Below are 23,818 nucleotides of genomic sequence, written 5' to 3'. Positions count from 1 at the left end.
TCAGCGACGCGGCAGAGCGGCGATCACATCTTCGGCTTGCAGGCCTTTATCACGGTTCATCACCGAAAACTCCACGCGCTGGCCTTCGACCAGGACGCGATGGCCTTCTCCGCGAATAGCGCGAAAGTGCACGAAAATATCATCCCCGGAATCGCGGGAAATAAAACCGAAGCCCTTGGACGTGTTGAACCATTTGACGGTGCCCGTATCGCGATTGGTCATGTCATAGGTTTGGGAGGAGGCAGCAGCCGGTGACGACTTGTAGAAGCTGACCGCCAGGTGCAGAACCACGGCAATCACCGCCGTCAGCAGGCTGAACAGTACGGCAGGTTGGCCGCCGATGACCGGCATTGGAGCAAGCAGGGTGAGTGTCTGCAGGACCACGGCCAGAACCAGCAGCGCGCTGACCAGGTTTTGCAGTTGGTGACGTGGACCTCTGTTCCAGTAAGGGATAACCGGAGCCAGAGTGAGGTTGAGCAGGCCGAAAAAGGCCAGGTATACAGCATCAGGTTGTTGCAGGTAGGGAATGGCCTCAGACCGAAGGCTGGGGATAAAGGACAGCAGCAGAGCCGCAGCGCCCGTTAGCAGGTGGACGATTTTCAACATTTTAATTAACTCACGTTAAGACGGATCGCAAGGAAGAGCTGATGACGCACGGTTCGCTTCTGAACAATGGGAGGCGTTGGGCACGTACGTGGTATCAGCCTATGCGTTGTGGCCGAAGAAATAGGCAACAACGACACGGTGCCTATTTAACAGTAAAGCCCTTGCCTTCTCAAATCAGCTGCGGTGTCGGTGGGAGCGGGCAGGGCGGCGGCGGGGAGCGCAAATCTTTGCAGTATCGTGCAAAGCCTTGATTTAGAGAGCTGGCGCCCGCATTTTCAATAAGCACCGTTTTTCAGTCGTTCCATCGTGGGCTTTCGCAGCCGAGTGATGGCACGTCGCAGCTTGCGGGACAATTGACCGCAGGCCTCAAGGGAAATCCGCTCAGCGAGGGTGATTGACTCTTGCTAGAGTGGTTCGGCACCTGGTTTGGTGAATTCAACCTGTCAACGGAGATAAACATGGCAATCGATATCGGTATCAGCGAAGAAGACCGCAAATCCATCGTGGATGGCCTCTCCCGCCTGCTTTCAGATACATACGTGCTTTATCTGAAGACTCATAACTTTCACTGGAACGTCACCGGTCCACAGTTTCGTACCCTGCACCTGATGTTCGAGGAGCAGTACAACGAGCTGGCCCTGGCAGTCGACCTGATCGCCGAGCGCATCCGCGCGCTGGGCTTCCCGGCACCTGGCGCCTACTCGATCTATGCCCGCCTTTCTTCAATCAAGGAAGAAGAGGGCGTGCCGAGTGCCGAAGAGATGATCAAGCAATTGGTCGCCGGTCAGGAAGCCGTGACCCGTACGGCGCGTGGCATTTTCCCGTTGCTGGACAAGGTCAGTGACGAACCTACCGCGGACTTGCTCACCCAGCGCATGCAGGTTCATGAAAAAACCGCGTGGATGCTGCGCTCGCTGCTCGATAACCGCTAACCGCCGGGGACGAGTGGTGCCGTTTGGCGTCACTCGTCGTCGCGCTGCCTTTATATCCTGCCATTTGGCCGATGCTCAGCAATGACTGCGGTGCGGTCTGTCACTGGGCGGGTGCCACTCTGGGTACTGTGAACCTTGCTCTGTGCCCGGATACGGCTGCACAGGGTCGATTTAATGGATATAATCACGCCCTTTGTTCCGTAGCCCGGGCTTTGGCGTGGGCTCTGACTGCAGTTCAAGCTCCATTCTGATTGTCGAGACGTCCCATGCCCATGTACGACTACCAATGTGCCTCCTGCGGTCATCAGCTGGAAGCCATTCAAAAGATCAGTGCCGATCCACTGGTCGACTGCCCTGCCTGCCAGGCGCCCGAATTGAAGAAAATGCTGTCCATGCCTGGCTTTCGCCTCAGCGGCACCGGCTGGTACGAGACCGACTTCAAGACCGGCACCAAGAAGAATCTGGCCGGCGGCGACAAAGCTGACTAAGTTGAACGACACGCGCGAGTTCTTGCACTATCCGGCACCTTAGAGGTGCGCAAGGCCTCCCACCGAATTTCGAATTACGAGAAGTGAAACCACTACCATGATGCGCAGCCATTATTGCGGCCAACTGAACGAAAGCCTGGAAGGTCAGGAAATTACTCTTTGCGGGTGGGTCCACCGTCGTCGTGACCATGGCGGGGTGATTTTCCTCGATATCCGTGATCGTGAAGGTCTGGCCCAAGTGGTATTCGATCCGGATCGCGCTGACACTTTTGCTGCTGCCGACCGTGTGCGCAGTGAATACGTAGTCAAGATCACCGGTAAGGTGCGCCTGCGCCCAGCCGGTGCCGGCAACGCCAACATGGCGTCGGGCATGATCGAAGTGCTGGGCTACGAGCTGGAAGTATTGAACGAAGCGGAAACCCCGCCGTTCCCGCTCAACGAATTCTCCGACGTTGGCGAAGAAACCCGCCTGCGTTATCGCTTCATCGACCTGCGTCGCCCGGAAATGCTGGAAAAACTGCGTCTGCGCTCGCGCATGACCACCAGCATCCGTCGCTACCTGGATGAAAACGGCTTCCTGGATGTCGAAACCCCGATCCTGACCCGTGCCACCCCTGAAGGCGCGCGTGACTATCTGGTGCCGAGCCGCACCCACGCCGGCAGCTTCTTCGCCCTGCCGCAATCGCCGCAGCTGTTCAAGCAACTGCTGATGGTGGCCGGTTTCGATCGCTACTATCAGATCGCCAAGTGCTTCCGCGACGAAGACCTGCGTGCCGACCGCCAGCCTGAATTCACCCAGATCGACATCGAAACCAGCTTCCTCGATGAAAAAGACATCATGGGCCTCACCGAAGGCATGATCCGCAACCTGTTCAAGGAAGTGCTGGGTCTGGAATTCGGCGAATTCCCGCACATGACCTGGGACGAGGCCATGCGTCGTTACGGTTCCGACAAGCCGGACCTGCGTAACCCGCTGGAACTGGTAGACGTTGCCGACCAGCTCAAGGATGTCGAGTTCAAGGTGTTCAGCGGCCCGGCCAACGACCCGAAAAGCCGTATTGCCGCCCTGCGCGTACCTGGTGGCGCGAGCATGCCGCGCAGCAAGATCGACGACTACACCAAGTTTGTTGGCATCTATGGTGCCAAGGGCCTGGCTTACATCAAGGTCAACGAGCGCGCCAAAGGCGTCGAAGGCCTGCAGTCGCCAATCGTCAAGAACATCCCTGAAGCCAACCTCAATGTGATCCTGGATCGCGTTGGTGCGGTCGATGGCGACATCGTGTTCTTCGGTGCCGACAAGTCGAAGATCGTCAGCGAGGCCCTGGGTGCGCTGCGGATCAAGGTCGGTAACGATCTGAACCTGCTGACCAGCGAGTGGGCGCCAATGTGGGTCGTCGACTTCCCTATGTTCGAAGAGAACGACGATGGCAGCTTCACCGCGCTGCATCACCCGTTCACCGCGCCCAAGTGCACCCCGGAAGAGCTCGAAGCCAACCCGGCGACCGCTCTGTCCCGTGCCTACGACATGGTTCTGAACGGCACCGAGCTGGGTGGCGGTTCGATTCGTATCCATCGCAAAGAGATGCAGCAATCGGTCTTCCGCCTGCTGGGTATCAGCGAAGCGGAACAGGAAGAGAAATTCGGCTTCCTGCTCGACGCCCTGAAATACGGCGCGCCGCCACACGGTGGCCTGGCTTTCGGTCTGGACCGCCTGGTCATGCTGATGACCGGCGCCCAGTCGATCCGTGAAGTGATCGCCTTCCCGAAAACCCAGAGTGCCGCTTGCGTCATGACTCAGGCCCCGGGCCTGGTAGACGCCAAGGCCTTGCGCGAGCTGCACATTCGTCTTCGCGAACAGCCCAAGGCTGAGTAAGCTGACCTGATAAGGCGCATCTTCGGGTGCGCCTTTTTCTATTGGGTCCGGATTTTGTTGTTCGCGCGCTGCAAGGGCGTCGCGGACAAGGTTTCAAAGAGAATTTGGAGCAAGTTATGGCAGGTCATTCCAAGTGGGCGAACATCAAGCACCGCAAAGAGCGTCAGGATGCCAAGAAAGGCAAGATTTTCACCAAGTGGATTCGTGAGCTGACTGTCGCTGCCCGTCAGGGCGGTGGGGACCCGGGCTCCAACCCGCGTCTGCGGCTGGCCCTGGACAAGGCCCTTGGCGCGAACATGAGCCGCGATATCATCGATCGCGCGGTGGCACGTGGTGCCGGCGCGGCCGATACCGACGACATGGTCGAACTGACCTACGAAGGTTACGGCCCGGGCGGCGTGGCGGTGATGGTCGAATGCATGACCGACAACCGCAACCGTACCGCAGCAGCCGTGCGTCACGCGTTTAGCAAGTGTGGTGGCAACCTGGGTACCGATGGTTCGGTGGCCTACCTGTTCGAGCGCAAGGGGCAGATTTCCTTTGCGCCGGGTGTCGATGAGGACGCGCTGATTGAAGCCGCCATGGAAGCCGACGCCGATGACGTGGTGAGCAACGAGGACGGTTCGGTCGACGTGTTCACTTCCTTCGGCGGTTTTTACGCGGTGCGCAACTCGTTGGAGGCCGCCGGATTCAAGGCCGCCGATGCGGAAATCGTCATGCTGCCGACCACCAGTGCCGAACTGGATCTGGAAGGCGCGGAAAAGGTCCTCAAGCTGATCGATATGCTGGAAGATCTGGATGACGTGCAGAACGTCTATTCCAACGCGGATATTCCTGAGTCGGTGGCAGAGCAGCTCGGCTGATCCATCTGCAATACTCATGAAGCCGGAGGTGCAATGCCGTGATGATCGAACGGTGCTGTACTTCCGGCTTCTGCCTTTTAGCGGTTCCGGCTTCGGTCGGCGGGCAATTTCTTTCCAGCAGCAGGCGTTATGACTCTTATTCTTGGCATCGACCCCGGTTCGCGCATCACCGGTTATGGCGTGGTCCGTGATACCGGGCGTGGCTGCGTGTACGTCGCCTCGGGCTGCATTCGAACCGGTGGCGGCGAGTTGCACGAGCGCTTGCAGATCGTTTATCGCGGTGTGCGCGAAGTCATACAGACCTATGGTCCGGTGACCATGGGCATCGAAAAGGTGTTTATGGCGCGCAACGCCGACTCGGCCTTGAAGCTGGGCCAGGCCCGTGGCGCGGCGATTGTCGCGGGGGCCGAGGAAAGCCTGGAGATCGCCGAATACACCGCGACCCAAGTCAAGCAAGCGGTGGCCGGCACTGGCGGCGCCAATAAAGAGCAGGTGCAGATGATGGTCATGCACTTGCTCAAACTCACCAGCAAGCCGCAGATCGACGCCTCGGACGCCCTGGCAATTGCCATCTGCCATGCTCACACCCGCTCCAGCTTGTTGCCCCATGGCCTGGGTACGGCACGCAGTCGTGGCGGTCGCCTGCGTCTCTGATAGCATCTGCGCAGTCTATTCAGGAGTGGAGCCTGGTGTGCCTGTCTGCCCGGCCGCCATGCTCGCTCGGTTATTCGCCAGCCATTGAATCTGGCCAGTCTTTAAGGATCTGAAACGTGATTGGACGCTTGCGCGGCAATTTGGCTGAAAAACAGCCGCCGCATCTGATTCTTGATGTAAACGGTCTGGGTTATGAGGTTGAAGTGCCCATGACCACGCTTTATCGCCTGCCGTCGGTCGGCGAACCCCTGACCTTGCACACCCATTTGGTCGTGCGCGAAGACGCGCAGTTACTCTACGGCTTCAGCACCAAGCGCGAGCGAGACTTTTTTCGCGAGTTGATCCGTCTCAATGGTGTCGGGCCGAAACTGGCCCTGGCCTTGATGTCCAGTCTGGAAGTCGATGAGTTGGTGCGTTGTGTGCAAGCCCAGGACACGTCGGCGCTGACCAAGGTGCCAGGGGTGGGCAAGAAGACCGCCGAGCGCTTGTTGGTTGAGCTCAAGGACCGCTTCAAGGCCTGGGAAACCGTACCGAGCATGTTTGCCCTGGTGCCCAACCAGCCGGACGGGCCGGCGCCAGTGGCCAGTGCCGAGACCGATGCGGTCAGCGCGCTGATTTCCCTGGGTTACAAGCCCCAGGAGGCGAGCAAGGCTGTATCTGCCATCAAGGAAAAAGGTTTGAGTAGCGAAGACATGATCCGCCGCGCCCTGAAGGGAATGATTTAAGTGATTGAAGCTGATCGTCTGATCGCCGCCACGGGCCCCCGTGACCGCGAAGAAGTCCAGGATCGTGCGATTCGCCCTGTCAGCCTGGCCGAGTACATCGGCCAGCCGACCGTGCGCGAGCAGATGGAGCTGTTTATCCAGGCGGCCCGTGGGCGCAATGAGTCGCTGGACCACACCCTGATCTTTGGTCCGCCGGGCCTGGGCAAGACCACCCTGGCCAATATCATCGCCCAGGAAATGGGGGTGTCGATCAAGAGCACTTCGGGTCCGGTGCTGGAGCGTCCGGGAGACCTGGCGGCGCTGCTGACCAATCTGGAACCCCATGACGTGTTGTTTATCGACGAGATCCACCGGCTTTCACCAATCGTCGAAGAAGTACTGTATCCGGCGATGGAGGATTTCCAGCTCGATATCATGATTGGCGAGGGCCCGGCGGCGCGCTCGATCAAGCTCGACCTGCCACCGTTCACCCTGGTGGGCGCCACTACCCGTGCGGGGATGCTGACCAACCCGTTACGTGACCGCTTTGGTATCGTCCAGCGCCTGGAGTTTTACAGCACCGCCGATCTGGCAACCATTGTCGGACGCTCAGCGACGATTCTGGGGTTGCCCCTGGACCCGGACGGTGCGTTCGAGATCGCCCGCCGTGCCCGAGGCACGCCGCGGATCGCCAACCGCCTGTTGCGTCGGGTGCGCGATTACGCCGAAGTCCGGGCCAAGGGCCATATCACCAAGCCGATTGCCGATCTTGCACTGAACCTGCTTGACGTCGATGAACGTGGCTTCGACCACCAGGACCGACGTCTACTGCTGACCATGATCGAGAAGTTCGATGGCGGGCCGGTGGGGGTCGACAGTCTGGCGGCAGCGATCAGCGAGGAACGGCACACCATCGAGGACGTGCTCGAGCCGTACCTGATCCAGCAGGGCTACATCATGCGCACGCCACGTGGGCGCGTGGTGACTCGGCATGCCTATTTGCACTTCGGTCTTAACATTCCGTCACGATTGGGGGAGATGCCTGTGGTAGACGAATTCCTCGATGCCGTAGACGATTAAAAACTCGTCCTGTGTCGATTTATTCGAGGTTTGTGCTGTCCTAGGGGCAGGCATGACCGTTCTTTCGCAAGAAAGGCGCAGGAGAATGAAAAACAGTTGCCTGGCCGGATTGGCAACCTGAGGAGTAAGCACTAGAGTATGCGCGCGCAAAACGGGCTTGAGTCGTTCGCACATCGTTGTCGCGTTTATTACGAGGACACCGATGCCGGCGGCATCGTGTATTACGTTAATTACCTTAAGTTTATGGAGCGGGCTCGAACCGAGCGGCTACGTGATCTGGGCTTCGCCCAATCGCAGCTGGCAGGGGAGAACCTGTTGTTCGTCGTGCATTCCAGCGAAGCGCGCTACCACGCGCCGGCGCGACTGGATGACGAACTTCTGGTAAGTGCACAAGTAATCGAATTGAACCGGGTCAGCCTGCGCTTTAAACAGCAGGTCAGGCGGGCTACGGATAATGCGCTGCTCTGTGAAGGGCAGTTTTTGGTGGCCTGTGTGCGCGCCGATAGTTTGAAACCCCGGGCCATTCCCGAAGCTCTACGTGCGGCCTTTGCCGACGTGAGCGGCGCGGGTACACACTCAGAGCAGGAGATAAAGCGTGGAAGCTAACGTCGTCGACCATTCCTCCATGTGGAGCTTGGTCAGCAATGCCAGCGTCGTGGTGCAGTTGGTAATGCTGATTCTGGTGGCCGCATCGGTGACCTCATGGGTCATGATTTTTCAGCGCAGCAATATGCTGCGTGCCGGTCGACGTGCCCTGGAGAGCTTTGAAGAGCGCTTCTGGTCGGGTATCGACCTGTCCAAACTCTATCGCCAGGCTGGCAGCAACCCGGACCCAGATTCGGGTGTGGAGCAGATTTTCCGTGCCGGCTTCAAAGAGTTCTCCCGCCTGCGCCAGCAGCCCGGCGTTGACCCGGAAGCCGTGATGGAAGGCGTCGCCCGTGCCATGCGCGTGGCTATTTCCCGCGAAGAAGAAAAGCTCGAGACCGGCCTGCCGTTCCTGGCGACCGTTGGCTCCGTGAGCCCGTACATCGGCCTGTTCGGTACGGTGTGGGGGATCATGAACTCCTTCCGTGGCCTGGCTACCGCCCAGCAAGCGACCCTGGCCACTGTGGCCCCGGGTATCGCCGAAGCCCTGGTTGCCACCGCAATCGGCCTGTTCGCGGCGATTCCGGCAGTTATCGCCTACAACCGCTTTGCCGCGCGCAGCGAAACCCTGACCAGCCGCTACTACACCTTCGCCGATGAGTTCCAGGCGATCCTGCACCGTAAAGTGCACACCAGCGAAGAATAAGCAGGTAATTTCCAATGGCTTTAATCGCTCGAGCTCGCAAAAAGCGCAAGCCGGTTGCCGAGATGAACGTAGTGCCCTACATCGACGTGATGTTGGTGCTGCTCGTCATCTTCATGGTGACCGCGCCGATGCTCAATCAGGGGGTGAAGGTTGATCTGCCCAAGGTTTCCAGCGAAGCCTTGCCGCAAGACAACAACACCCAGGTCCTGACCATTTCGATCAAGGCTGACAAGACCTATTACTGGAACCTTGGCAGCGAAGTCGATACCGACAAGCAGCAGGACAAGGCGATGACCTTGCCGCAAATGACCGACGCGGTGACCAAGATCATCCGTGCCGGCAATGAAGGCGGCAAGCACACCCAGGTGTTCATTCGCGGCGACAAGACCGTCGACTATGGTGCCGTGATGGGGGCCATGGGCGGATTGCAGAAAGCCGGGGTCGGTAACGTTGGCTTGATTACCGAGGCGCCCTGATGCACCAACAGCGAGAGCCGTCCGCCTCGGAAAGCTACTTCTGGCCGAGTGTCTGGGCAGTAGGCCTGCACATTCTGGTATTTGGCATGCTGTTCGTCAGCTTTGCCTTTACGCCTGAGTTGCCACCGGCCAAGCCGATTGTCCAGGCGACCCTGTATCAGCTGAAATCGAAAAGTCAGGCAACCACCCAGACCAATCAGAAGATTGCGGGTGAGGCGAAGAAATCCGCCGCGCGTCAGACCGAAGTCGAACAGATGGAGCAGAAGAAGGTCGAGCAGGAAGCGGTGAAGGCTGCGGAACAAAAGAAAGAAGAAGCGGCTCAAAAAGCCGAAGAAGCAAAGAAAGCGGACGAGTCGAAGAAAGCGGACGAGGCAAAAAAGGCTGATGAAGCCAAGAAAGCCGACGAAGCGAAGAAGACTGCGGAAGCTAAAAAAGCTGAAGAGAAACAATTGGCTGATATAGCCAAGAAGAAATCCGAAGAAGAAGCCAAGAAAGCCGCTGAAGAAGAGGCCAAGAAAAAGGCCGCTGAAGAAGCGAAGAAAAAGATAGTCGAAGACGCGAAGAAAAAAGCCGCGGAAGACGCCAAGAAGAAAGCTGAAGCTGACGAGGCGAAGAAAAAAGTCGCCGAAGACGCGAAGAAGAAAGCTGCCACCGATGCTGCGAAGAAGAAATCGCAGGAAGCCGCGCGTAAATCAGCCGAAGAGAAAAAGGCCCAGGCCTTGGCTGACTTGCTTTCCGACACGCCGCAGCGCCAGCAGGCCTTGGCCGATGAGCAGGGCGATGAAGTCGCGGGCAGTTTCGACGATCTGATTCGTGCTCGGGCGGCAGAAGGGTGGGCTCGTCCTCCTTCGGCACGCAAGGGTATGACGGTTGTGCTTCAAATCGGCATGTTGCCTGACGGTACGGTGACCACGGTCAGCGTATCCAAGTCCAGTGGTGACGGTCCGTTCGACGCTTCGGCGGTGGCGGCAGTCAAGAACATTGGGCGTTTGACAGAAATGCAGGGAATGAAACCGAGCGATTTCGCTCCCTATCGTTCATTCAAGATGACATTCACACCTGAGGATCTAGCCTTGTGAGAAACCTTCTTCGAGGAATGCTTGTCGTTATTTGCTGTATGGCAGGGATAGCGGCAGCGGATGAAAAGAACATTCTGGTCACTAGCGGTAGTGACCGGGCCACCCCTATCGCCGTAGTTCCTTTCGGCTGGCAGGGTGGCAGCGTGCTGCCGGACGACATGGCGGAAATCATCGGTAACGACCTGCGCAACTCGGGTTACTACTCGCCGATTCCAAAACAGAACATGATCGGCCTGCCGACTCAGGCCAGCGAAGTCATCTACCGTGACTGGAAGGCCCTGGGCGCCCAGTACATCATGGTCGGCAGCATTGTTCCGGCGGGCGGTCGCCTGCAGGTGCAATACGCCCTGTTCAACGTCGCCACCGAGCAGCAAGTGCTGACCGGCAGCGTGTCGGGCAGCATTGATCAACTGCGCGACATGTCCCACTACATCGCCGACCAGTCGTTCGAAAAACTCACCGGTATCAAGGGTGCCTTCTCGACACGCATGCTGTATGTGACGGCTGAGCGGTTTTCCGAGAAAAACACCCGTTACACCCTGCAACGCTCGGACTACGACGGTGCGCGTGCGGTGACTCTGCTGCAATCCCGTGAGCCGATCCTGTCGCCACGCTTTGCTCCGGATGGCAAGCGTATCGCTTATGTGTCGTTCGAACAGAAGCGTCCGCGCATCTTTGTCCAGCACATCGACACCGGCCGTCGCGAGCAGATCACCAACTTTGAAGGGCTGAACGGTGCTCCTGCCTGGTCTCCAGATGGTCAGCGCCTGGCTTTCGTACTGTCCAAGGACGGTAACCCGGATATTTATGTGATGAACCTGGGTTCGCGTCAGATCTCCCGTGTCACCAGTGGCCCGGGTATCAACACCGAACCTTTCTGGGGTAAAGATGGGTCGACTATCTACTTCACCTCGGACCGTGGCGGCAAGCCACAGATCTACAAAACCAGCGCCAGCGGCGGTGGTGCAGAGCGTGTGACCTTTATTGGTAACTACAACGCCAACCCGAAATTGTCGGCGGATGAAAAGACGCTGGTAATGATTCACCGGCAGGACGGCTTCACAAACTTCAAGGTTGCGGCTCAGGATTTGCAGCGCGGAAGCGTAAAAATCCTTACAGATAGCACACTTGATGAGTCGCCTACTGTTGCGCCCAACGGCACCATGGTAATCTACGCCACCCGCCAGCAGGGCCGGGGAGTCTTGATGCTCGTGTCCATTAATGGACGCGTAAGGCTCCCGCTTCCTACCGCACAAGGCGAAGTCAGAGAACCTTCCTGGTCCCCTTACCTGAACTGACGCGGCGCTACACGTTTTACTTAACACACTGGGGTTCATTAGGAGTTTCACGATGGAAATGCTGAAGTTTGGTAAGTTTGCTGCGCTGGCTCTGGCCATGGCTGTAGCTGTAGGTTGCTCCTCCAAAGGCGGCGACAACGCTGGCGAAGGCGCTGTTGATCCAAACGCTGGTTACGGCGCTAACACTGGTGCAGTTGACGGCTCCCTGAGCGAAGAAGCTGCTCTGCGCGCAATCACCACCTTCTACTTCGAATACGACAGCTCGGACCTGAAGCCAGAAGCCATGCGCGCTCTGGACGTTCACGCCAAAGACCTGAAAGCAAACGGCGCTCGCGTTGTTCTGGAAGGCAACACCGACGAACGTGGTACTCGTGAGTACAACATGGCACTGGGCGAGCGTCGTGCGAAAGCCGTTCAGCGCTACCTGGTACTGCAAGGTGTTTCCCCAGCTCAGCTGGAACTGGTTTCCTACGGCGAAGAGCGTCCAGTTGCTACCGGCAACGACGAGCAGTCCTGGGCTCAAAACCGTCGCGTCGAACTGCGTAAGTAATTCGTCATGCGAACGTGCCGTCGTGCTGTAACTATTTTGGCTCTCAGCCTCGCGCCGCTTGCGGCGTGGGCTGCGGTTCCTGTGGTCGATAACAACTCAGGCTATAACAATAGCGGGGGCAGTTATCCGCCAGCGGGTTATGGTACGAACGGCGCCTATGCCGGGGGAGGGGTTTCGACCCCTGTCTCGGCACAGGGCGAGCTGTTCCAGCAACTGCAGCAAATGCAGGAGCAAATCGCACGGCAACAAGGTGTGATTGAAGTATTGCAAAATGATGTTTCGCGCATGAAGCAGGAAAACCTGGAGCGATACCAGGATCTTGATCGGCGCATTGGATCTGGCGCTGCACCTGCCGCCACTCCTGATAATTCTTCTGCCGGTGGTGATAATACCGCCGGTGCGGCTGCCGGAGCTGCGACACAAGCCCCTGCAGCCAGCAGTGAACCGGGTGATCCGGCCAAGGAAAAGCTGTATTACGATGCAGCTTTCGACCTGATCAAAGCCAAGGATTTCGACAAGGCCAGCCAGGCTTTTGGCGCTTTCCTGCGTAAATACCCGAACAGCCAATACGCGGGTAATGCCCAGTACTGGTTGGGCGAAGTGAACCTGGCCAAGGGCGACCTGCAAGGCGCGGGTCAGGCTTTTGCCAAGGTATCCCAGCTGTATCCCAAGCACGCCAAAGTGCCGGACTCGCTGTATAAACTGGCTGACGTAGAGCGCCGCCTGGGTCACAACGACCGGGTCAAAGGCATTCTGCAGCAGGTGGTTGCGCAATATCCGGGCACTTCCGCTGCTCAATTGGCACAGCGCGATTTGCAACGCATGTAATCATGGCTTGACCGCTTTGAAGAAACCCGCGCTTGCCGCGGGTTTTTTCGTTAGAATCCATGCCCTTTTTATGAAACACGCTTCCTGGGGCTCACGCGTTGGCGGAGTCTCTTGAAGTGCCTGACGGAGGCGGACAGCCTGTTTAGCTGTTACGCCCGTGGCGACTATGCAAGACACATTGAGAATCACCGAAGTTTTCTACTCGTTGCAGGGGGAAACTCGGACTGCCGGGCTGCCCACAGTATTTGTGCGCCTGACCGGTTGCCCGTTGCGTTGCCAGTACTGTGACAGTGCCTATGCCTTCAGCGGTGGCACCCTGCGTACGCTGGACAGCATCCTCGAGCAGGTTGCCGAGTTCCGCCCGCGTTATGTCTGTGTCACCGGTGGCGAGCCGCTGGCGCAACCTAACGCCATTCCCTTGCTCAAACAGTTGTGCGACGCGGGTTACGAGGTCTCCCTCGAAACCAGTGGTGCGCTGGATATTTCTGCGGTCGACTCGCGAGTCAGTCGGGTGCTTGATCTGAAGACTCCCGGGTCGGAAGAGGTTCGGCGCAATCGCTACGAAAACATCGACCTGCTGACACCTAACGATCAGGTCAAGTTTGTCATCTGTTCCCGTGAAGACTATGACTGGGCTGTGTCCAAGCTGATCCAGTACGGCCTTGAGCGGCGTGCAGGCGAGGTGTTGTTCTCCCCCAGCCACCATGACCTGAACGCACGCGACCTGGCTGACTGGGTGGTGGCGGACAACCTGCCTGTGCGCCTGCAATTGCAGTTGCACAAATATCTTTGGAACGACGAGCCGGGGCGCTGATATGACCGAGCAAGCAGATGACATTCCCTCCACGCAAAAGCGTGCGGTAATCCTCCTGTCTGGCGGGCTGGACTCGGCCACGGTGGTGGCCATGGCCCGTGCCGAGGGTTACAGCTGCTACACCATGAGCTTCGACTATGGCCAGCGACATCGCGCCGAACTGCAGGCGGCCGAGCGTGTGGCTCGCGATCTGGGGGTGATTGAACACAAGGTCATCGGCCTGAATCTGAATGGCATCGGTGGTTCGGCCTTGACCGATAGCGCGATCGCTGTACCGGAAGGCCCAAGTGAAGGCATTCCGATCACCTATGTGCCTGCACGTAATACGGTGTTTCTTTCCCTGGCGCTGGGCTGGGCGGAAGTATTGGGCGCACGCGACATTTTCATCGGCGTCAACGCTGTGGATTATTCCGGCTACCCGGATTGCCGCCCCGAGTTCGTCGAAGCCTTCGAGCGCATGGCCAACCTGGCGACCAAGGCCGGTGTAGAGGGGCAGGGCTTTCGCATCCAGGCGCCCCTGCAGAACCTTAGCAAAGCTGAAATCGTCAAGGCGGGGGTCAAGCTGGGGGTCGACTACGGGCTGACCGTTTCCTGCTATCAGGCCGACGATAAAGGCTACGCCTGCGGCAAATGTGACAGCTGCCGCCTGCGCGCAGAAGGCTTTTCCGCAGCCGGGATTACTGACCCAACACCTTATTTCTGATTTATTTCAAATAAGGTGTTGAATTCCCGTTAGAAATCAGTATTATACGCGCCACCACACAGCGGGTCGTTAGCTCAGTTGGTAGAGCAGTTGGCTTTTAACCAATTGGTCGTAGGTTCGAATCCCACACGACCCACCATTTTTGGCGGTTTAGAAAATCCGGAAGGCCCACGCAAGTGAGGATTTCCGGGTTTTTTTTTGCTCGCAATTCGGTGGTCAGGGTCAGTCCTCCCGGGCACGGCCTCGTGCTGTTTTCCCTGCCTGGACCGGTATCTCAGGTCGCCGTTGAATTGATGGGGCCGAATCGACATCAAGTGCCGAAGGGCTTCAGAGGTGTATCGGGCCAGCGCCCGATTTTTTTGCAGTCTTTCTGAACGCCCAAGCTACTGCTGCCCATGACAAGGTCTTGTCCTTGTGCGTTTGATACATTAAATCCGCTTTATCGCCGCTCATTATCCGAAGTTCGCCGCCTCAGTGGTCAATGTAAGCAATTTGATACCAATCAGTTCAATGCTATCAATATGATTCGATGATTGAGTTTGTTTGCTATCGATTTAGATTGAGTAATTATTTTTTACATGTGTTGGTTTTTTGTGTGGATTTGTCTGTATATAATTTTTCGTTTTCTGCGCGAAGGGGTTAGTAGTGTGATTTATCTGATGTTGAGCCAGATGACTTCAAAGGTTGGATGAGTGCAAATGAGTTGCATTCCCAATATTCGCGACTTGGATGATTGTCGTAACATCCAGCAAGGCACTGTGTTTATTATTGCCTCGGGTGCATCTGCCAAGGATTTTCATCCTGAGGATTTTGCTCACGTCCCAATGATTACCATGAATGGGGCGATTTCAAAGTTTGTTGGCACTGGAGTCAAACCGTTCTTCTATACCTGTACCGATAGGGACTTCTCCAATCAGCAGCCCGAGTTGTTTTCCCAGGCGATGTTGATTAGTGAGCGGGTTGCTTTGTGGGAAGAGCATTTACGGGCCTCGTCCATTACTCCAAGCGGGGAGGTGTTTCTGCTAAGTAAAGCCCCCAAACTTTCCTGGACGGAGTTAATGGGCGAAGACAATGAGCTGATAAGGAACCGCAATTTTCTCAGGCGCCGCAATCGCCGAATTGGCTTCAGTAAAAATCTTAAACGGGGTTTCTTTGATGCCCGCACAGTGGCTTATCTGGCACTGCAAATTGCTTATCACGCGGGTTTCACCAAAGCAGTAATGGTGGGAGTCGACCTCAACCAATCAGCAAGACGATTTTACGAAGACAGGACTACGGATCTTTCCCCCTGTGGACTGGATCAACATTTTTTCACCAGAATTTTGCCTTCCTTCGAAATAGTTTCCGAGAAAGTGATGGGTGATCGCTTTCAGGTCTACAACTTATCCAACTCCTCACGCATACCTTCGGATGTAATACCTCAGATAAGCCTGGATGAACTTGGCCGCATTATCTAATAGGGCTCCGAACAACCGGTGACGACCACACACTCAGTAATCACCCATGTTTCTCCATTCTTGATAGGCACCAACGGTTCCTGGCGCTCTTGAGCGAGCGCTGAGTGCCGAGGGCTTTGCACGGGCGATGTGCACGACCTCCCGCTGCTCAGAATCATCTTTTACATCAAGGGGATATTCTGTAGCCTTGCCGGCCTAACAGCTGTCCGTGCCTGATAAAAACTCACTCTCCCGGCGGGACCCGAGTGGTCCGGAGCCGGGTGTATACTCGACTTTCGCGCGAATGCGCCTGCAGGTCTTGCGAACATGACGCAGATTTCCGAACGCCTTCTGGTTCAAGCCCACCTCGATGCCAAGCAGCCCAAGCCGCTCAGTGCTGATGAGGAGGCCCGCTACCGTGCTGCTATCGCCGCCGAGCTAAAGGCTCAGGACGCGGTGCTGGTGGCGCATTTCTATTGTGATCCGGTGATTCAGGCCTTGGCCGAGGAAACTGGCGGTTGTGTTTCCGACTCCCTGGAGATGGCTCGCTTCGGCAATGCGCACCCGGCCAAGACGGTGGTGGTAGCTGGGGTCAAGTTCATGGGGGAAACCGCAAAGATCCTCAACCCGGAAAAGCGTGTGCTGATGCCGACCCTCGAGGCGACCTGCTCCCTGGACCTGGGCTGCCCGGTGGAAGAGTTCTCGGCGTTCTGTGATCAACACCCAGAGCGCACCGTGGTGGTGTATGCCAATACCTCGGCGGCGGTCAAAGCCCGCGCTGACTGGGTGGTGACTTCCAGTTGCGCCCTGGAAATTGTCGAAAGCCTGATGGATAACGGCGAAACCATTATCTGGGGCCCGGACAAACACCTGGGTACTTATATCCAGCGCCAGACCGGAGCCGACATGCTGCTCTGGGACGGTGCATGCATCGTCCATGAAGAGTTCAAGTCCAAACAGCTCGAAGATATGAAGGCTTTGTATCCGGACGCGGCGATTTTGGTGCACCCGGAGTCCCCGACCTCAGTGATCGAGCTGGCCGATGCGGTGGGTTCCACCAGTCAACTGATTGCCGCGGCCCAACGCTTGCCGAACAAGACCCTGATCGTGGCGACCGATCGCGGGATTTTCTACAAAATGCAGCAGCTGTGCCCGGACAAAGTTTTTATCGAGGCGCCTACGGCCGGTAACGGCGCGGCGTGCCGCAGTTGCGCGCATTGCCCCTGGATGGCCATGAACACCCTGGAGCGCACCCTGCAATGCCTGCGTACGGGCAGTAACGAGATCTTCGTCGACCCGGCCTTGATCCCCCACGCGATTCGCCCGCTCAAACGCATGCTGGACTTCACCCAGGCCGCGCGGATGAAGCTGGCAGGCAATGCCTGATCTGTTTTGCCGGTCAAACAAAAACGCCCCGATCTGTCGGGGCGTTTTTATATGTGGCGAATTACTTTTTCTTCTTGGGAATGCGTACCAGCTGGCTGCTGGAGTAAATGTCGTGCCAGCTGCGCTTTTGTTTGTCGATCAGTACCCAGAAGAACCCCAGGCCAAGGCATAGCCACGAGGCGATCGAGACGATAAAGCGCAGCAGCGCCTGCCACAGACTGATGCTGCTGCCATCGGCGTTCTGTACGCGAATGCCCCAGACCTGCATGCCCAAGGTCTGGCCGGAGTAGGTCCAGAACTTGGCGAAGAAGCCGAACAACACAAATAGCAACACAGTGGAGTACAGCGGGTCCCCATCCAAGACGCCGGCTTCGGTCAACGCACGCATTTTGGCTTCGCCGATGATCTGCATCTGGATCATTTTGTAGATGCCGCCGGTGACGATCATCAATGCGGTGCACAGCAGGAAATCATAGAACATCGCTGCCAGGCGGCGGCCCAGGCCGACGGCAGGGAAGTCGCCTTGGGGGCTTAGCAGGTGTTTCGACATGGCACGGCTCTCGTCTGGGGCTGAAAAGAAGCCATTTTACGGAATTGCACGCACAAAAAAGCCTCTGATGTCAGCATCAGAGGCTTTTTCGTTACAGACGATTAAGCTTCGGCTTGAACTTCGTCAGCCTGCATGCCTTTTTGGCCCTGCACGGCGATGAAGGTCACTTTCTGGCCTTCTTTCAAGCTCTTGAAGCCGTTGCCCTGAATGGCGCGGAAATGCACGAACAGATCCGGACCGCTTTCTGGAGTGATAAAACCAAAACCTTTCTCGTCGTTAAACCACTTGACGGTACCGCTCTGACGTTGGGACATTTCTTATTTCCTTTGACACAAAAATTAATGACAGTCTCTTTCTCAAGAAAGAGTACTGGGCTGGGTTGCAGGAAAGTAAGAGACGTCGAACGGGTTGTAGCTAACTTGTTGGCTACTGCCCAGGTCACGGTTCCAAGCGACCCATGCAAACACAGTGGAGAAACTCTACGCCAACTACGGGAGAAAAAACAAGCCCTGCGAAATCCCCCGGTTTTGCTCGGCCTTGGCCTATTGGTTGGACCTGTCTGGCCATGCTTAGACGATAGAGTTATTCAATTGTTATAAGCCAAGTTCAATATCGAAAACGTGCACTGTTTTATGGCGGTTGCGTTACAGATTAGTGCACTTCTAACGCAACCGCGTTACTTATAGAAACAGTTGTTCAACCGCGATAGTAGCGTTGTGGGACAAATGGCATTTTGCTTACAAGCATAGGCACCTTTTTCCCACGAACAATCGCCCAAACTGGCGTATCGAGTGCGTTATAACGGCTGTCGATGTAACCCATTGCCAAAGGGCCACCTAAGGTCGGTCCGAAACCGCCACTGCAGACGCTACCGATGATGTCGCCAGCTCCATTGACGATTTCCGCACCTTCACGCACCGGCGTACGCTCCTGCGGCAGCAGGCCGACGCGTTTGCGGCTGACGCCGTTCTGCTGCTGTGCGAACACCTGTTCGGCACCCGGGAAGCCACCCGCTCGGGCGCCGTCGGCGCGTCTAACCTTCGAGATGGCCCACAGCAGGCTTGCCTCGATGGGCGTGGTCTCGTTGTTCATGTCGTGGCCATACAGGCACAGGCCCGCCTCCAGGCGCAGCGAGTCACGGGCACCAAGGCCGATGGCCGCCACTTCCGGTTCCGCCAGTAGCGCACGGGCCAGGGCTTCGGCGCTGGAGGCAGGGACCGAAATCTCGAAACCGTCTTCGCCGGTGTAGCCCGAACGGCTGACAAAGCAGTCGATGCCGCTGACGGTCACCGGCTTGAACTGCATGAATGTCATCTGTGCGACTTCCGGGGCCAGGCGTGCCAGCACCGTGACTGCGGCCGGGCCTTGCAGGGCGAGCAGGGCACGTTCCTCGAACAACGGCTCGATGCTGCATTGATCGCCGATGTGCTGACGCAGGTGGGCCAGGTCCTGGTCCTTGCAGGCGGCGTTGACCACCAGGAACAGCTGGTCGTTGCCCAGGTTGGCGACCATCAGGTCGTCGAGGATGCCGCCCTGGTCATTGGTGAACATGGCGTAGCGCTGCATGCCGGCCGGCAGGTCGATGATGTCGACCGGCACCAGGGTTTCCAGGGCTTGCGCCGCGTTGGCGCCGCTCAGGCGGATCTGGCCCATGTGTGACACGTCGAACAACCCGGCCTGTTCACGGGTGTGCTGGTGTTCCTTCATCACTCCCAGTGGGTATTGCACCGGCATGTCGTAGCCGGCGAAGGGCACCATGCGCGCGCCGAGTTCGAGGTGCAGGGCGTGCAACGGGGTGTGCAGCAGGTGTTCGGTGGACATATTGAGCTCCTGAAAAAACTGCGCAAGCGATCGAGGTCGCTTCAGCATTCGATAATGTTGACGGCCAAACCGCCGCGGGCGGTTTCCTTGTATTTGCTTTTCATATCGGCGCCGGTCTGGCGCATGGTGCGGATGACTTTGTCGAGGGACACGAAGTGCTGGCCATCGCCGCGCAGGGCCATGCGCACGGCGTTGATGGCTTTCACCGAGCCCATGGCGTTGCGTTCGATGCACGGCACCTGTACCAGCCCGCCAATGGGGTCACAGGTCAGGCCCAGGTTGTGTTCCATGCCGATCTCGGCGGCGTTTTCGACCTGAGACACCGTGCCGCCCAATACTTCGCACAGCGCACCGGCGGCCATCGAACAGGCCACGCCGACCTCGCCCTGGCAACCCACTTCGGCACCGGAAATCGAGGCGTTTTCCTTGTACAGAATGCCGATGGCGGCGGCAGTGAGCAGAAAACGCACCACGCCGTCTTCATTCGCACCCGGGATAAAGCGCATGTAGTAATGCAGCACGGCCGGAATAATCCCGGCGGCGCCGTTGGTGGGCGCCGTCACGACGCGCCCGCCGTTGGCGTTTTCCTCGTTGACTGCCAGGGCATACAGGTTGACCCAATCCAGCACCGACAACGGATCGCGCAGCGCCGACTCAGGGTGCTTGCACAGTTGCCGGTGCAACGCCGCTGCCCGTCGCTTGACCTTGAGCCCACCGGGCAAAATCCCTTCGTTGCGACAGCCGGCGTCCACGCAGTCCTGCATCACTTGCCAGATCTGCAGCAGACCGGCGCGGGTTTGCGCTTCCGGGCGCCAGGCACTTTCATTGGTCAGCATCAGCGCGCTGATGGACAGCCCGTAGGTGCTGCAATGGCTGAGCAGGTCTTTGGCGCTCCTGAAGGGGAAGGTCAGGGGCGTGGCGTCTTCGACAATCCGGTCGGCGCCTGCGGCGTCTTCATCCACCACGAAACCGCCACCGACCGAGTAGTACTCGCGGCTGCGGATCTGGATACCGGCGGCATCGAAGGCGCGAAAGATCATGCCGTTGGGATGGTAGGCCAGCGGCTTGCGGATCATGGCCAGGTGTTCTTTCTCATTGAATGCAATGAGGTGTTCGCCCAGCAGGTTGAGGCGTCCGCTGCAGCGGATGTCATGCAGGCGAGTGGCAATGGTCTCGGTATTCACGGTGTCCGGGTGTTCACCTTCCAGGCCCAGCAGCACCGCCTTGTCGCTGCCATGGCCCTTGCCAGTGGCGCCGAGCGAGCCGTACAGCTCGACCTTGACGCGGGTGGTGGCCGTCAGCAGGCCCTCGCGGCGCAGTCCTTCGACGAAGCGCGCAGCCGCGCGCATCGGGCCGACGGTGTGGGAGCTGGAGGGGCCGATGCCAATCTTGAACAGGTCGAACACGCTCAGGGACATGGTGGCTCTCCGGTTTCTTGTTATAGGAGCGGCGGCAAGCTTCAAGTCACAAGCTGCAAGAAACAGCCGGCCGGCCTTTAACTTGCAGCTTGAAACTTGGCGCTTGCAACTGCTTTACGCGTAAAGCTCGATCGACGGGCAGGCGCACACCAGGTTGCGATCGCCAAATACGTTGTCGACCCGGCCTACCGGTGGCCAGTACTTGCTTTCGATCAGGGACGCGACCGGGTACACCGCTTGTTCGCGGCTGTAGGGGTGAGTCCACTCGCCGACGATTTCCGCCGCCGTGTGCGGGGCGTTTTTCAGCGGGTTGTCGTCCTTGTCCAGGGTGCCGTTTTCCACGGCGCGGATCTCTTCGCGAATACGGATCATGGCGTCGCAGAAACGGTCCAGCTCTTCCTTGGATTCACTTTCGGTCGGCTCGATCATCAGGGTGCCGGCCACCGGGAACGACATGGTCGGTGCGTGGAAGCCAAAGTCGATCAGGCGCTTGGCCACGTCATCGACGCTGATGCCGCTGCTGTCCTTCAGCGGGCGCAGGTCGAGGATGCATTCGTGGGCCACCAGGCCATTGCTGCCGGTGTAGAGCACTGGGTAGTGCTCTTCCAGGCGCCGGGAAATGTAGTTGGCATTCAGGATCGCCAGCTGCGAGGCGCGCTTGAGGCCGGCGCCGCCCATCATGCGGATGTACATCCAGGTGATCGGCAGGATGCTCGCGCTGCCGAACGGTGCCGCGCACACCGCGCCTTCCTTGCGCTCCATGGCTGCGTGGCCAGGCAGGAAGGGCGCCAGGTGCGATTTGACGCCGATCGGGCCCACGCCCGGGCCGCCACCGCCGTGGGGGATGCAGAAGGTCTTGTGCAGGTTCAGGTGCGAAACGTCGCCGCCGAACTTGCCCGGGGCGCAGAGGCCGACCATGGCATTCATGTTGGCGCCGTCGATGTACACCTGGCCGCCGTGGTCATGAATGATGCCGCAGATTTCGCGGATGCCTTCTTCGAACACGCCGTGGGTCGAGGGGTAGGTGATCATTAGTGCCGCGAGGTGTTCACGGTGCTCGATGGCCTTGGCCCGCAGGTCTTCGATATCGACGTTGCCCCGGGCATCGCAGGCGGTGACCACCACGCGCATGCCGGCCATGTTGGCGGTGGCCGGGTTGGTGCCGTGGGCGGACGAAGGGATCAGGCAGATATCACGGCGCTCATCGCCACGGCTCTGGTGGTAGGCACGAATGGCCAGCAGGCCGGCGTATTCGCCCTGGGAGCCGGCGTTCGGCTGCAGGGACACCGCGTCGTAGCCGGTGGCGGCGCAGAGCATGGCCTCAAGCTCGGTGGTCAGTTGCTGGTAGCCGGCGCTTTGCTCGGCCGGGGCGAACGGGTGCAGGGCGCCGAATTCGGCCCAGGTCACCGGGATCATTTCGCTGGCGGCGTTGAGTTTCATGGTGCACGAACCCAGCGGGATCATGGTGCGGTCCAGTGCCAGGTCCTTGTCGGCCAACTTGCGCAGGTAGCGCATCAGCTCGGTTTCCGAGTGGTAACGGTTGAAGACCGGGTGGCTGAGGATTGGCGACTGGCGTACCAGAGTGGCGGGGATGGTGCTGGTCACCGAAGCGGCGAGGGCGGCGAAATCCGGCAGCGCCTGGCCGTCGGACAGCAGGCTCCACAGGGTTTCAACGTCGGCCTGGCTGGTGGTTTCATCCAGGGACAGGCCCAGGCGGTGCTCATCCACGATCCGCAGGTTGATGCGCTGGGCGCGGGCCTTGTCGTGCAGAGCGGCGGTGTGCGTGCCGGTGGCCAGGGTCAGGGTGTCGAAGAAGTGCTGTTGCTCGACGGTCACCCCCAGCGCGCCCAGGCCCTGGGCCAGGATCGCAGTCAGGTGGTGGATGCGGTTGGCGATCTGGGTCAGGCCTTTCGGGCCGTGATACACGGCGTACATGCTGGCGATGTTGGCCAGCAGGACCTGGGCCGTGCAGATGTTGCTGGTGGCTTTCTCGCGGCGGATATGTTGCTCGCGGGTCTGCATGGCCAGGCGCAGCGCCGGCTTGCCGAAACGGTCCACCGACACGCCCACCAGGCGGCCGGGCATGTCGCGCTTGAATGCATCCTTGGTCGAAAAGTAGGCCGCGTGCGGGCCACCGAAACCCAGCGGCACACCAAAGCGCTGCGCGCTGCCGATGGCCACGTCGGCGCCGAATTCGCCCGGCGGGGTCAGCACGGTCAGGGCCAACAGGTCGGCGGCCACGGCCACCAGGGCATTGGCGGCGTGGAAGCGTTCGGTCAGTTCGCGGTAGTCGAACACATCGCCGTTGCTCGCCGGGTATTGCAGCAGGGCGCCGAAGAAGGTACTGACATCGCTCAGTTCGCGCTCATCGCCCACCACCACGTCGATGCCCAGGGGTTCGGCACGGGTGCGCAGGACGTCAAGGGTTTGCGGATGGCAATGCACGGAGGCGAAGAAGGCGTGGCTGCCTTTGTTTTTGCTCAGGCGCTTGCAGAAGGTCATGGCTTCGGCGGCGGCGGTGGCTTCGTCGAGCAGGGAGGCGTTGGCGATCGGCAGCCCGGAGAGGTCGCTGATCAGGGTTTGGAAATTCAGCAGGGCTTCCAGGCGACCCTGGGAGATTTCCGGCTGATAGGGCGTGTAGGCGGTATACCAGGCCGGGTTTTCCAGGAGGTTGCGCAGGATCGGCGATGGCGTGTGGCAGCTGTAGTAGCCCTGGCCGATGTAGGTCTTGAACAGTTCGTTGTTGGCAGCGATGGCTTTGATCGAGGCCAGGGCATCGGCTTCGCTTTGCCCGGCGCCGAGTTCGAGCACGCTGGTGCCCTTGATGCTCTCGGGGATGACGCTGGCGCTCAGGGCTTCCAGGGAATCGAAGCCCAGGCTGTTGAGCATGGCTTGCTCGTCACCCTGGCGCGGGCCGATATGACGGGCGATAAATTCGTTGGCGGTGCTGAGATTGATAGTCATGGCG

The 23,818-nt window shown here is 58.7% G+C and carries 24 protein-coding genes and 1 tRNA gene; 19 read left to right on the top strand and 6 right to left on the bottom strand.

Annotation, left to right across the window (positions count from 1 at the left end; all coding sequences use genetic code 11):
* Positions 1-606 carry a cold-shock protein gene (locus MF4836_RS35975; protein ID WP_020297255.1) on the bottom strand — a complete coding sequence of 202 codons (606 nt, stop codon included), beginning with the start codon at positions 604-606 and terminating at the stop codon, positions 1-3.
* Positions 607-1,064: 458 nt separating this feature from the next.
* Here MF4836_RS35975 and MF4836_RS20895 point away from each other — a divergent pair, with 458 nt between their 5' ends.
* The 19 genes from MF4836_RS20895 to nadA all read left to right on the top strand — a co-directional run bounded on the left by MF4836_RS20895 (position 1,065) and on the right by nadA (position 17,061).
* A complete protein-coding gene (locus MF4836_RS20895) occupies positions 1,065-1,538 on the top strand; it encodes a Dps family protein (RefSeq protein WP_020297256.1) in 474 nt (157 codons plus the stop codon).
* 266 nt (positions 1,539-1,804) lie between these two features.
* Positions 1,805-2,026: an FmdB family zinc ribbon protein gene (locus MF4836_RS20890; RefSeq protein ID WP_020297257.1), complete on the top strand. Its 222-nt coding sequence runs from the start codon at positions 1,805-1,807 to the stop codon at positions 2,024-2,026.
* A 97-nt stretch (positions 2,027-2,123) separates the two neighbouring features.
* Positions 2,124-3,899, top strand: a complete 1,776-nt coding sequence (gene aspS / locus MF4836_RS20885) for an aspartate--tRNA ligase (protein ID WP_020297258.1) — start codon at positions 2,124-2,126, stop codon at positions 3,897-3,899.
* 116 nt (positions 3,900-4,015) lie between these two features.
* Entirely contained in the window at positions 4,016-4,762 is a 747-nt protein-coding gene (locus MF4836_RS20880; protein ID WP_078471857.1) for a YebC/PmpR family DNA-binding transcriptional regulator, read from the top strand.
* Between the two features lie 129 nt (positions 4,763-4,891).
* On the top strand, positions 4,892-5,416 hold the full coding sequence (ruvC, locus tag MF4836_RS20875) for a crossover junction endodeoxyribonuclease RuvC (RefSeq protein WP_020297260.1): 525 nt from the start codon (positions 4,892-4,894) through the stop codon (positions 5,414-5,416).
* 116 nt (positions 5,417-5,532) lie between these two features.
* Complete coding sequence (ruvA, locus tag MF4836_RS20870; protein ID WP_020297261.1) at positions 5,533-6,141, top strand: Holliday junction branch migration protein RuvA; 609 nt, start codon at positions 5,533-5,535, stop codon at positions 6,139-6,141.
* A complete protein-coding gene (gene ruvB / locus MF4836_RS20865; protein ID WP_020297262.1) occupies positions 6,142-7,200 on the top strand; it encodes a Holliday junction branch migration DNA helicase RuvB in 1,059 nt (352 codons plus the stop codon).
* A 138-nt stretch (positions 7,201-7,338) separates the two neighbouring features.
* On the top strand, positions 7,339-7,806 hold the full coding sequence (ybgC, locus tag MF4836_RS20860) for a tol-pal system-associated acyl-CoA thioesterase (RefSeq protein WP_020297263.1): 468 nt from the start codon (positions 7,339-7,341) through the stop codon (positions 7,804-7,806).
* Positions 7,796-8,491, top strand: coding sequence for a protein TolQ (gene tolQ / locus MF4836_RS20855; RefSeq protein ID WP_020297264.1), 696 nt, complete (start codon positions 7,796-7,798; stop codon positions 8,489-8,491). The genes ybgC and tolQ overlap by 11 nt, the downstream gene beginning before the upstream one ends.
* A gap of 23 nt (positions 8,492-8,514) precedes the next feature.
* Positions 8,515-8,967, top strand: coding sequence for a protein TolR (gene tolR / locus MF4836_RS20850; protein ID WP_161955761.1), 453 nt, complete (start codon positions 8,515-8,517; stop codon positions 8,965-8,967).
* Entirely contained in the window at positions 8,967-10,046 is a 1,080-nt protein-coding gene (gene tolA / locus MF4836_RS20845; RefSeq protein ID WP_078471856.1) for a cell envelope integrity protein TolA, read from the top strand. Before tolR ends, tolA begins: the two co-directional genes overlap by 1 nt.
* Before the next feature lie 17 nt (positions 10,047-10,063).
* Entirely contained in the window at positions 10,064-11,344 is a 1,281-nt protein-coding gene (tolB, locus tag MF4836_RS20840; protein WP_177326775.1) for a Tol-Pal system beta propeller repeat protein TolB, read from the top strand.
* Between the two features lie 52 nt (positions 11,345-11,396).
* Positions 11,397-11,894, top strand: coding sequence for a peptidoglycan-associated lipoprotein Pal (gene pal / locus MF4836_RS20835; protein WP_003178634.1), 498 nt, complete (start codon positions 11,397-11,399; stop codon positions 11,892-11,894).
* Between the two features lie 6 nt (positions 11,895-11,900).
* Positions 11,901-12,722: a tol-pal system protein YbgF gene (ybgF, locus tag MF4836_RS20830; RefSeq protein WP_078471855.1), complete on the top strand. Its 822-nt coding sequence runs from the start codon at positions 11,901-11,903 to the stop codon at positions 12,720-12,722.
* Positions 12,723-12,888: 166 nt separating this feature from the next.
* The gene (gene queE / locus MF4836_RS20825; protein ID WP_078471854.1) at positions 12,889-13,536 is read left to right on the top strand and encodes a 7-carboxy-7-deazaguanine synthase QueE; all 648 of its coding nucleotides are present in this window, start codon (positions 12,889-12,891) and stop codon (positions 13,534-13,536) included.
* A 1-nt stretch (position 13,537) separates the two neighbouring features.
* Positions 13,538-14,239, top strand: a complete 702-nt coding sequence (gene queC / locus MF4836_RS20820) for a 7-cyano-7-deazaguanine synthase QueC (protein WP_078471853.1) — start codon at positions 13,538-13,540, stop codon at positions 14,237-14,239.
* 63 nt (positions 14,240-14,302) lie between these two features.
* A tRNA-Lys gene (locus MF4836_RS20815) sits at positions 14,303-14,378 on the top strand.
* Positions 14,379-14,937: 559 nt separating this feature from the next.
* Positions 14,938-15,696 carry a lipopolysaccharide biosynthesis protein gene (locus tag MF4836_RS20810; RefSeq protein ID WP_078471852.1) on the top strand — a complete coding sequence of 253 codons (759 nt, stop codon included), beginning with the start codon at positions 14,938-14,940 and terminating at the stop codon, positions 15,694-15,696.
* Between the two features lie 306 nt (positions 15,697-16,002).
* Positions 16,003-17,061 carry a quinolinate synthase NadA gene (gene nadA, locus MF4836_RS20805; protein ID WP_078471851.1) on the top strand — a complete coding sequence of 353 codons (1,059 nt, stop codon included), beginning with the start codon at positions 16,003-16,005 and terminating at the stop codon, positions 17,059-17,061.
* A gap of 61 nt (positions 17,062-17,122) precedes the next feature.
* On the opposite strand, the gene MF4836_RS20800 is transcribed toward nadA, so the two are convergent.
* The 5 genes from MF4836_RS20800 to gcvP form a co-directional block, all read right to left on the bottom strand.
* The gene (locus tag MF4836_RS20800) at positions 17,123-17,611 is read right to left on the bottom strand and encodes an RDD family protein (protein WP_078471850.1); all 489 of its coding nucleotides are present in this window, start codon (positions 17,609-17,611) and stop codon (positions 17,123-17,125) included.
* Between the two features lie 101 nt (positions 17,612-17,712).
* The gene (locus tag MF4836_RS20795) at positions 17,713-17,925 is read right to left on the bottom strand and encodes a cold-shock protein (RefSeq protein ID WP_007977299.1); all 213 of its coding nucleotides are present in this window, start codon (positions 17,923-17,925) and stop codon (positions 17,713-17,715) included.
* Positions 17,926-18,307: 382 nt separating this feature from the next.
* Entirely contained in the window at positions 18,308-19,432 is a 1,125-nt protein-coding gene (gene gcvT / locus MF4836_RS20790) for a glycine cleavage system aminomethyltransferase GcvT (protein WP_078471849.1), read from the bottom strand.
* A 41-nt stretch (positions 19,433-19,473) separates the two neighbouring features.
* A complete protein-coding gene (locus tag MF4836_RS20785) occupies positions 19,474-20,850 on the bottom strand; it encodes an L-serine ammonia-lyase (protein ID WP_078471848.1) in 1,377 nt (458 codons plus the stop codon).
* Between the two features lie 114 nt (positions 20,851-20,964).
* Positions 20,965-23,814, bottom strand: a complete 2,850-nt coding sequence (gene gcvP / locus MF4836_RS20780; RefSeq protein ID WP_078471847.1) for an aminomethyl-transferring glycine dehydrogenase — start codon at positions 23,812-23,814, stop codon at positions 20,965-20,967.
* Between the last annotated feature and the right edge of the window lie 4 nt (positions 23,815-23,818).

It is taken from the genome of Pseudomonas sp. MF4836 (assembly GCF_002018875.1).
Taxonomy (GTDB): Bacteria; Pseudomonadota; Gammaproteobacteria; order Pseudomonadales; family Pseudomonadaceae; genus Aquipseudomonas.
This window is presented reverse-complemented; position numbering and strand designations above follow the sequence as displayed.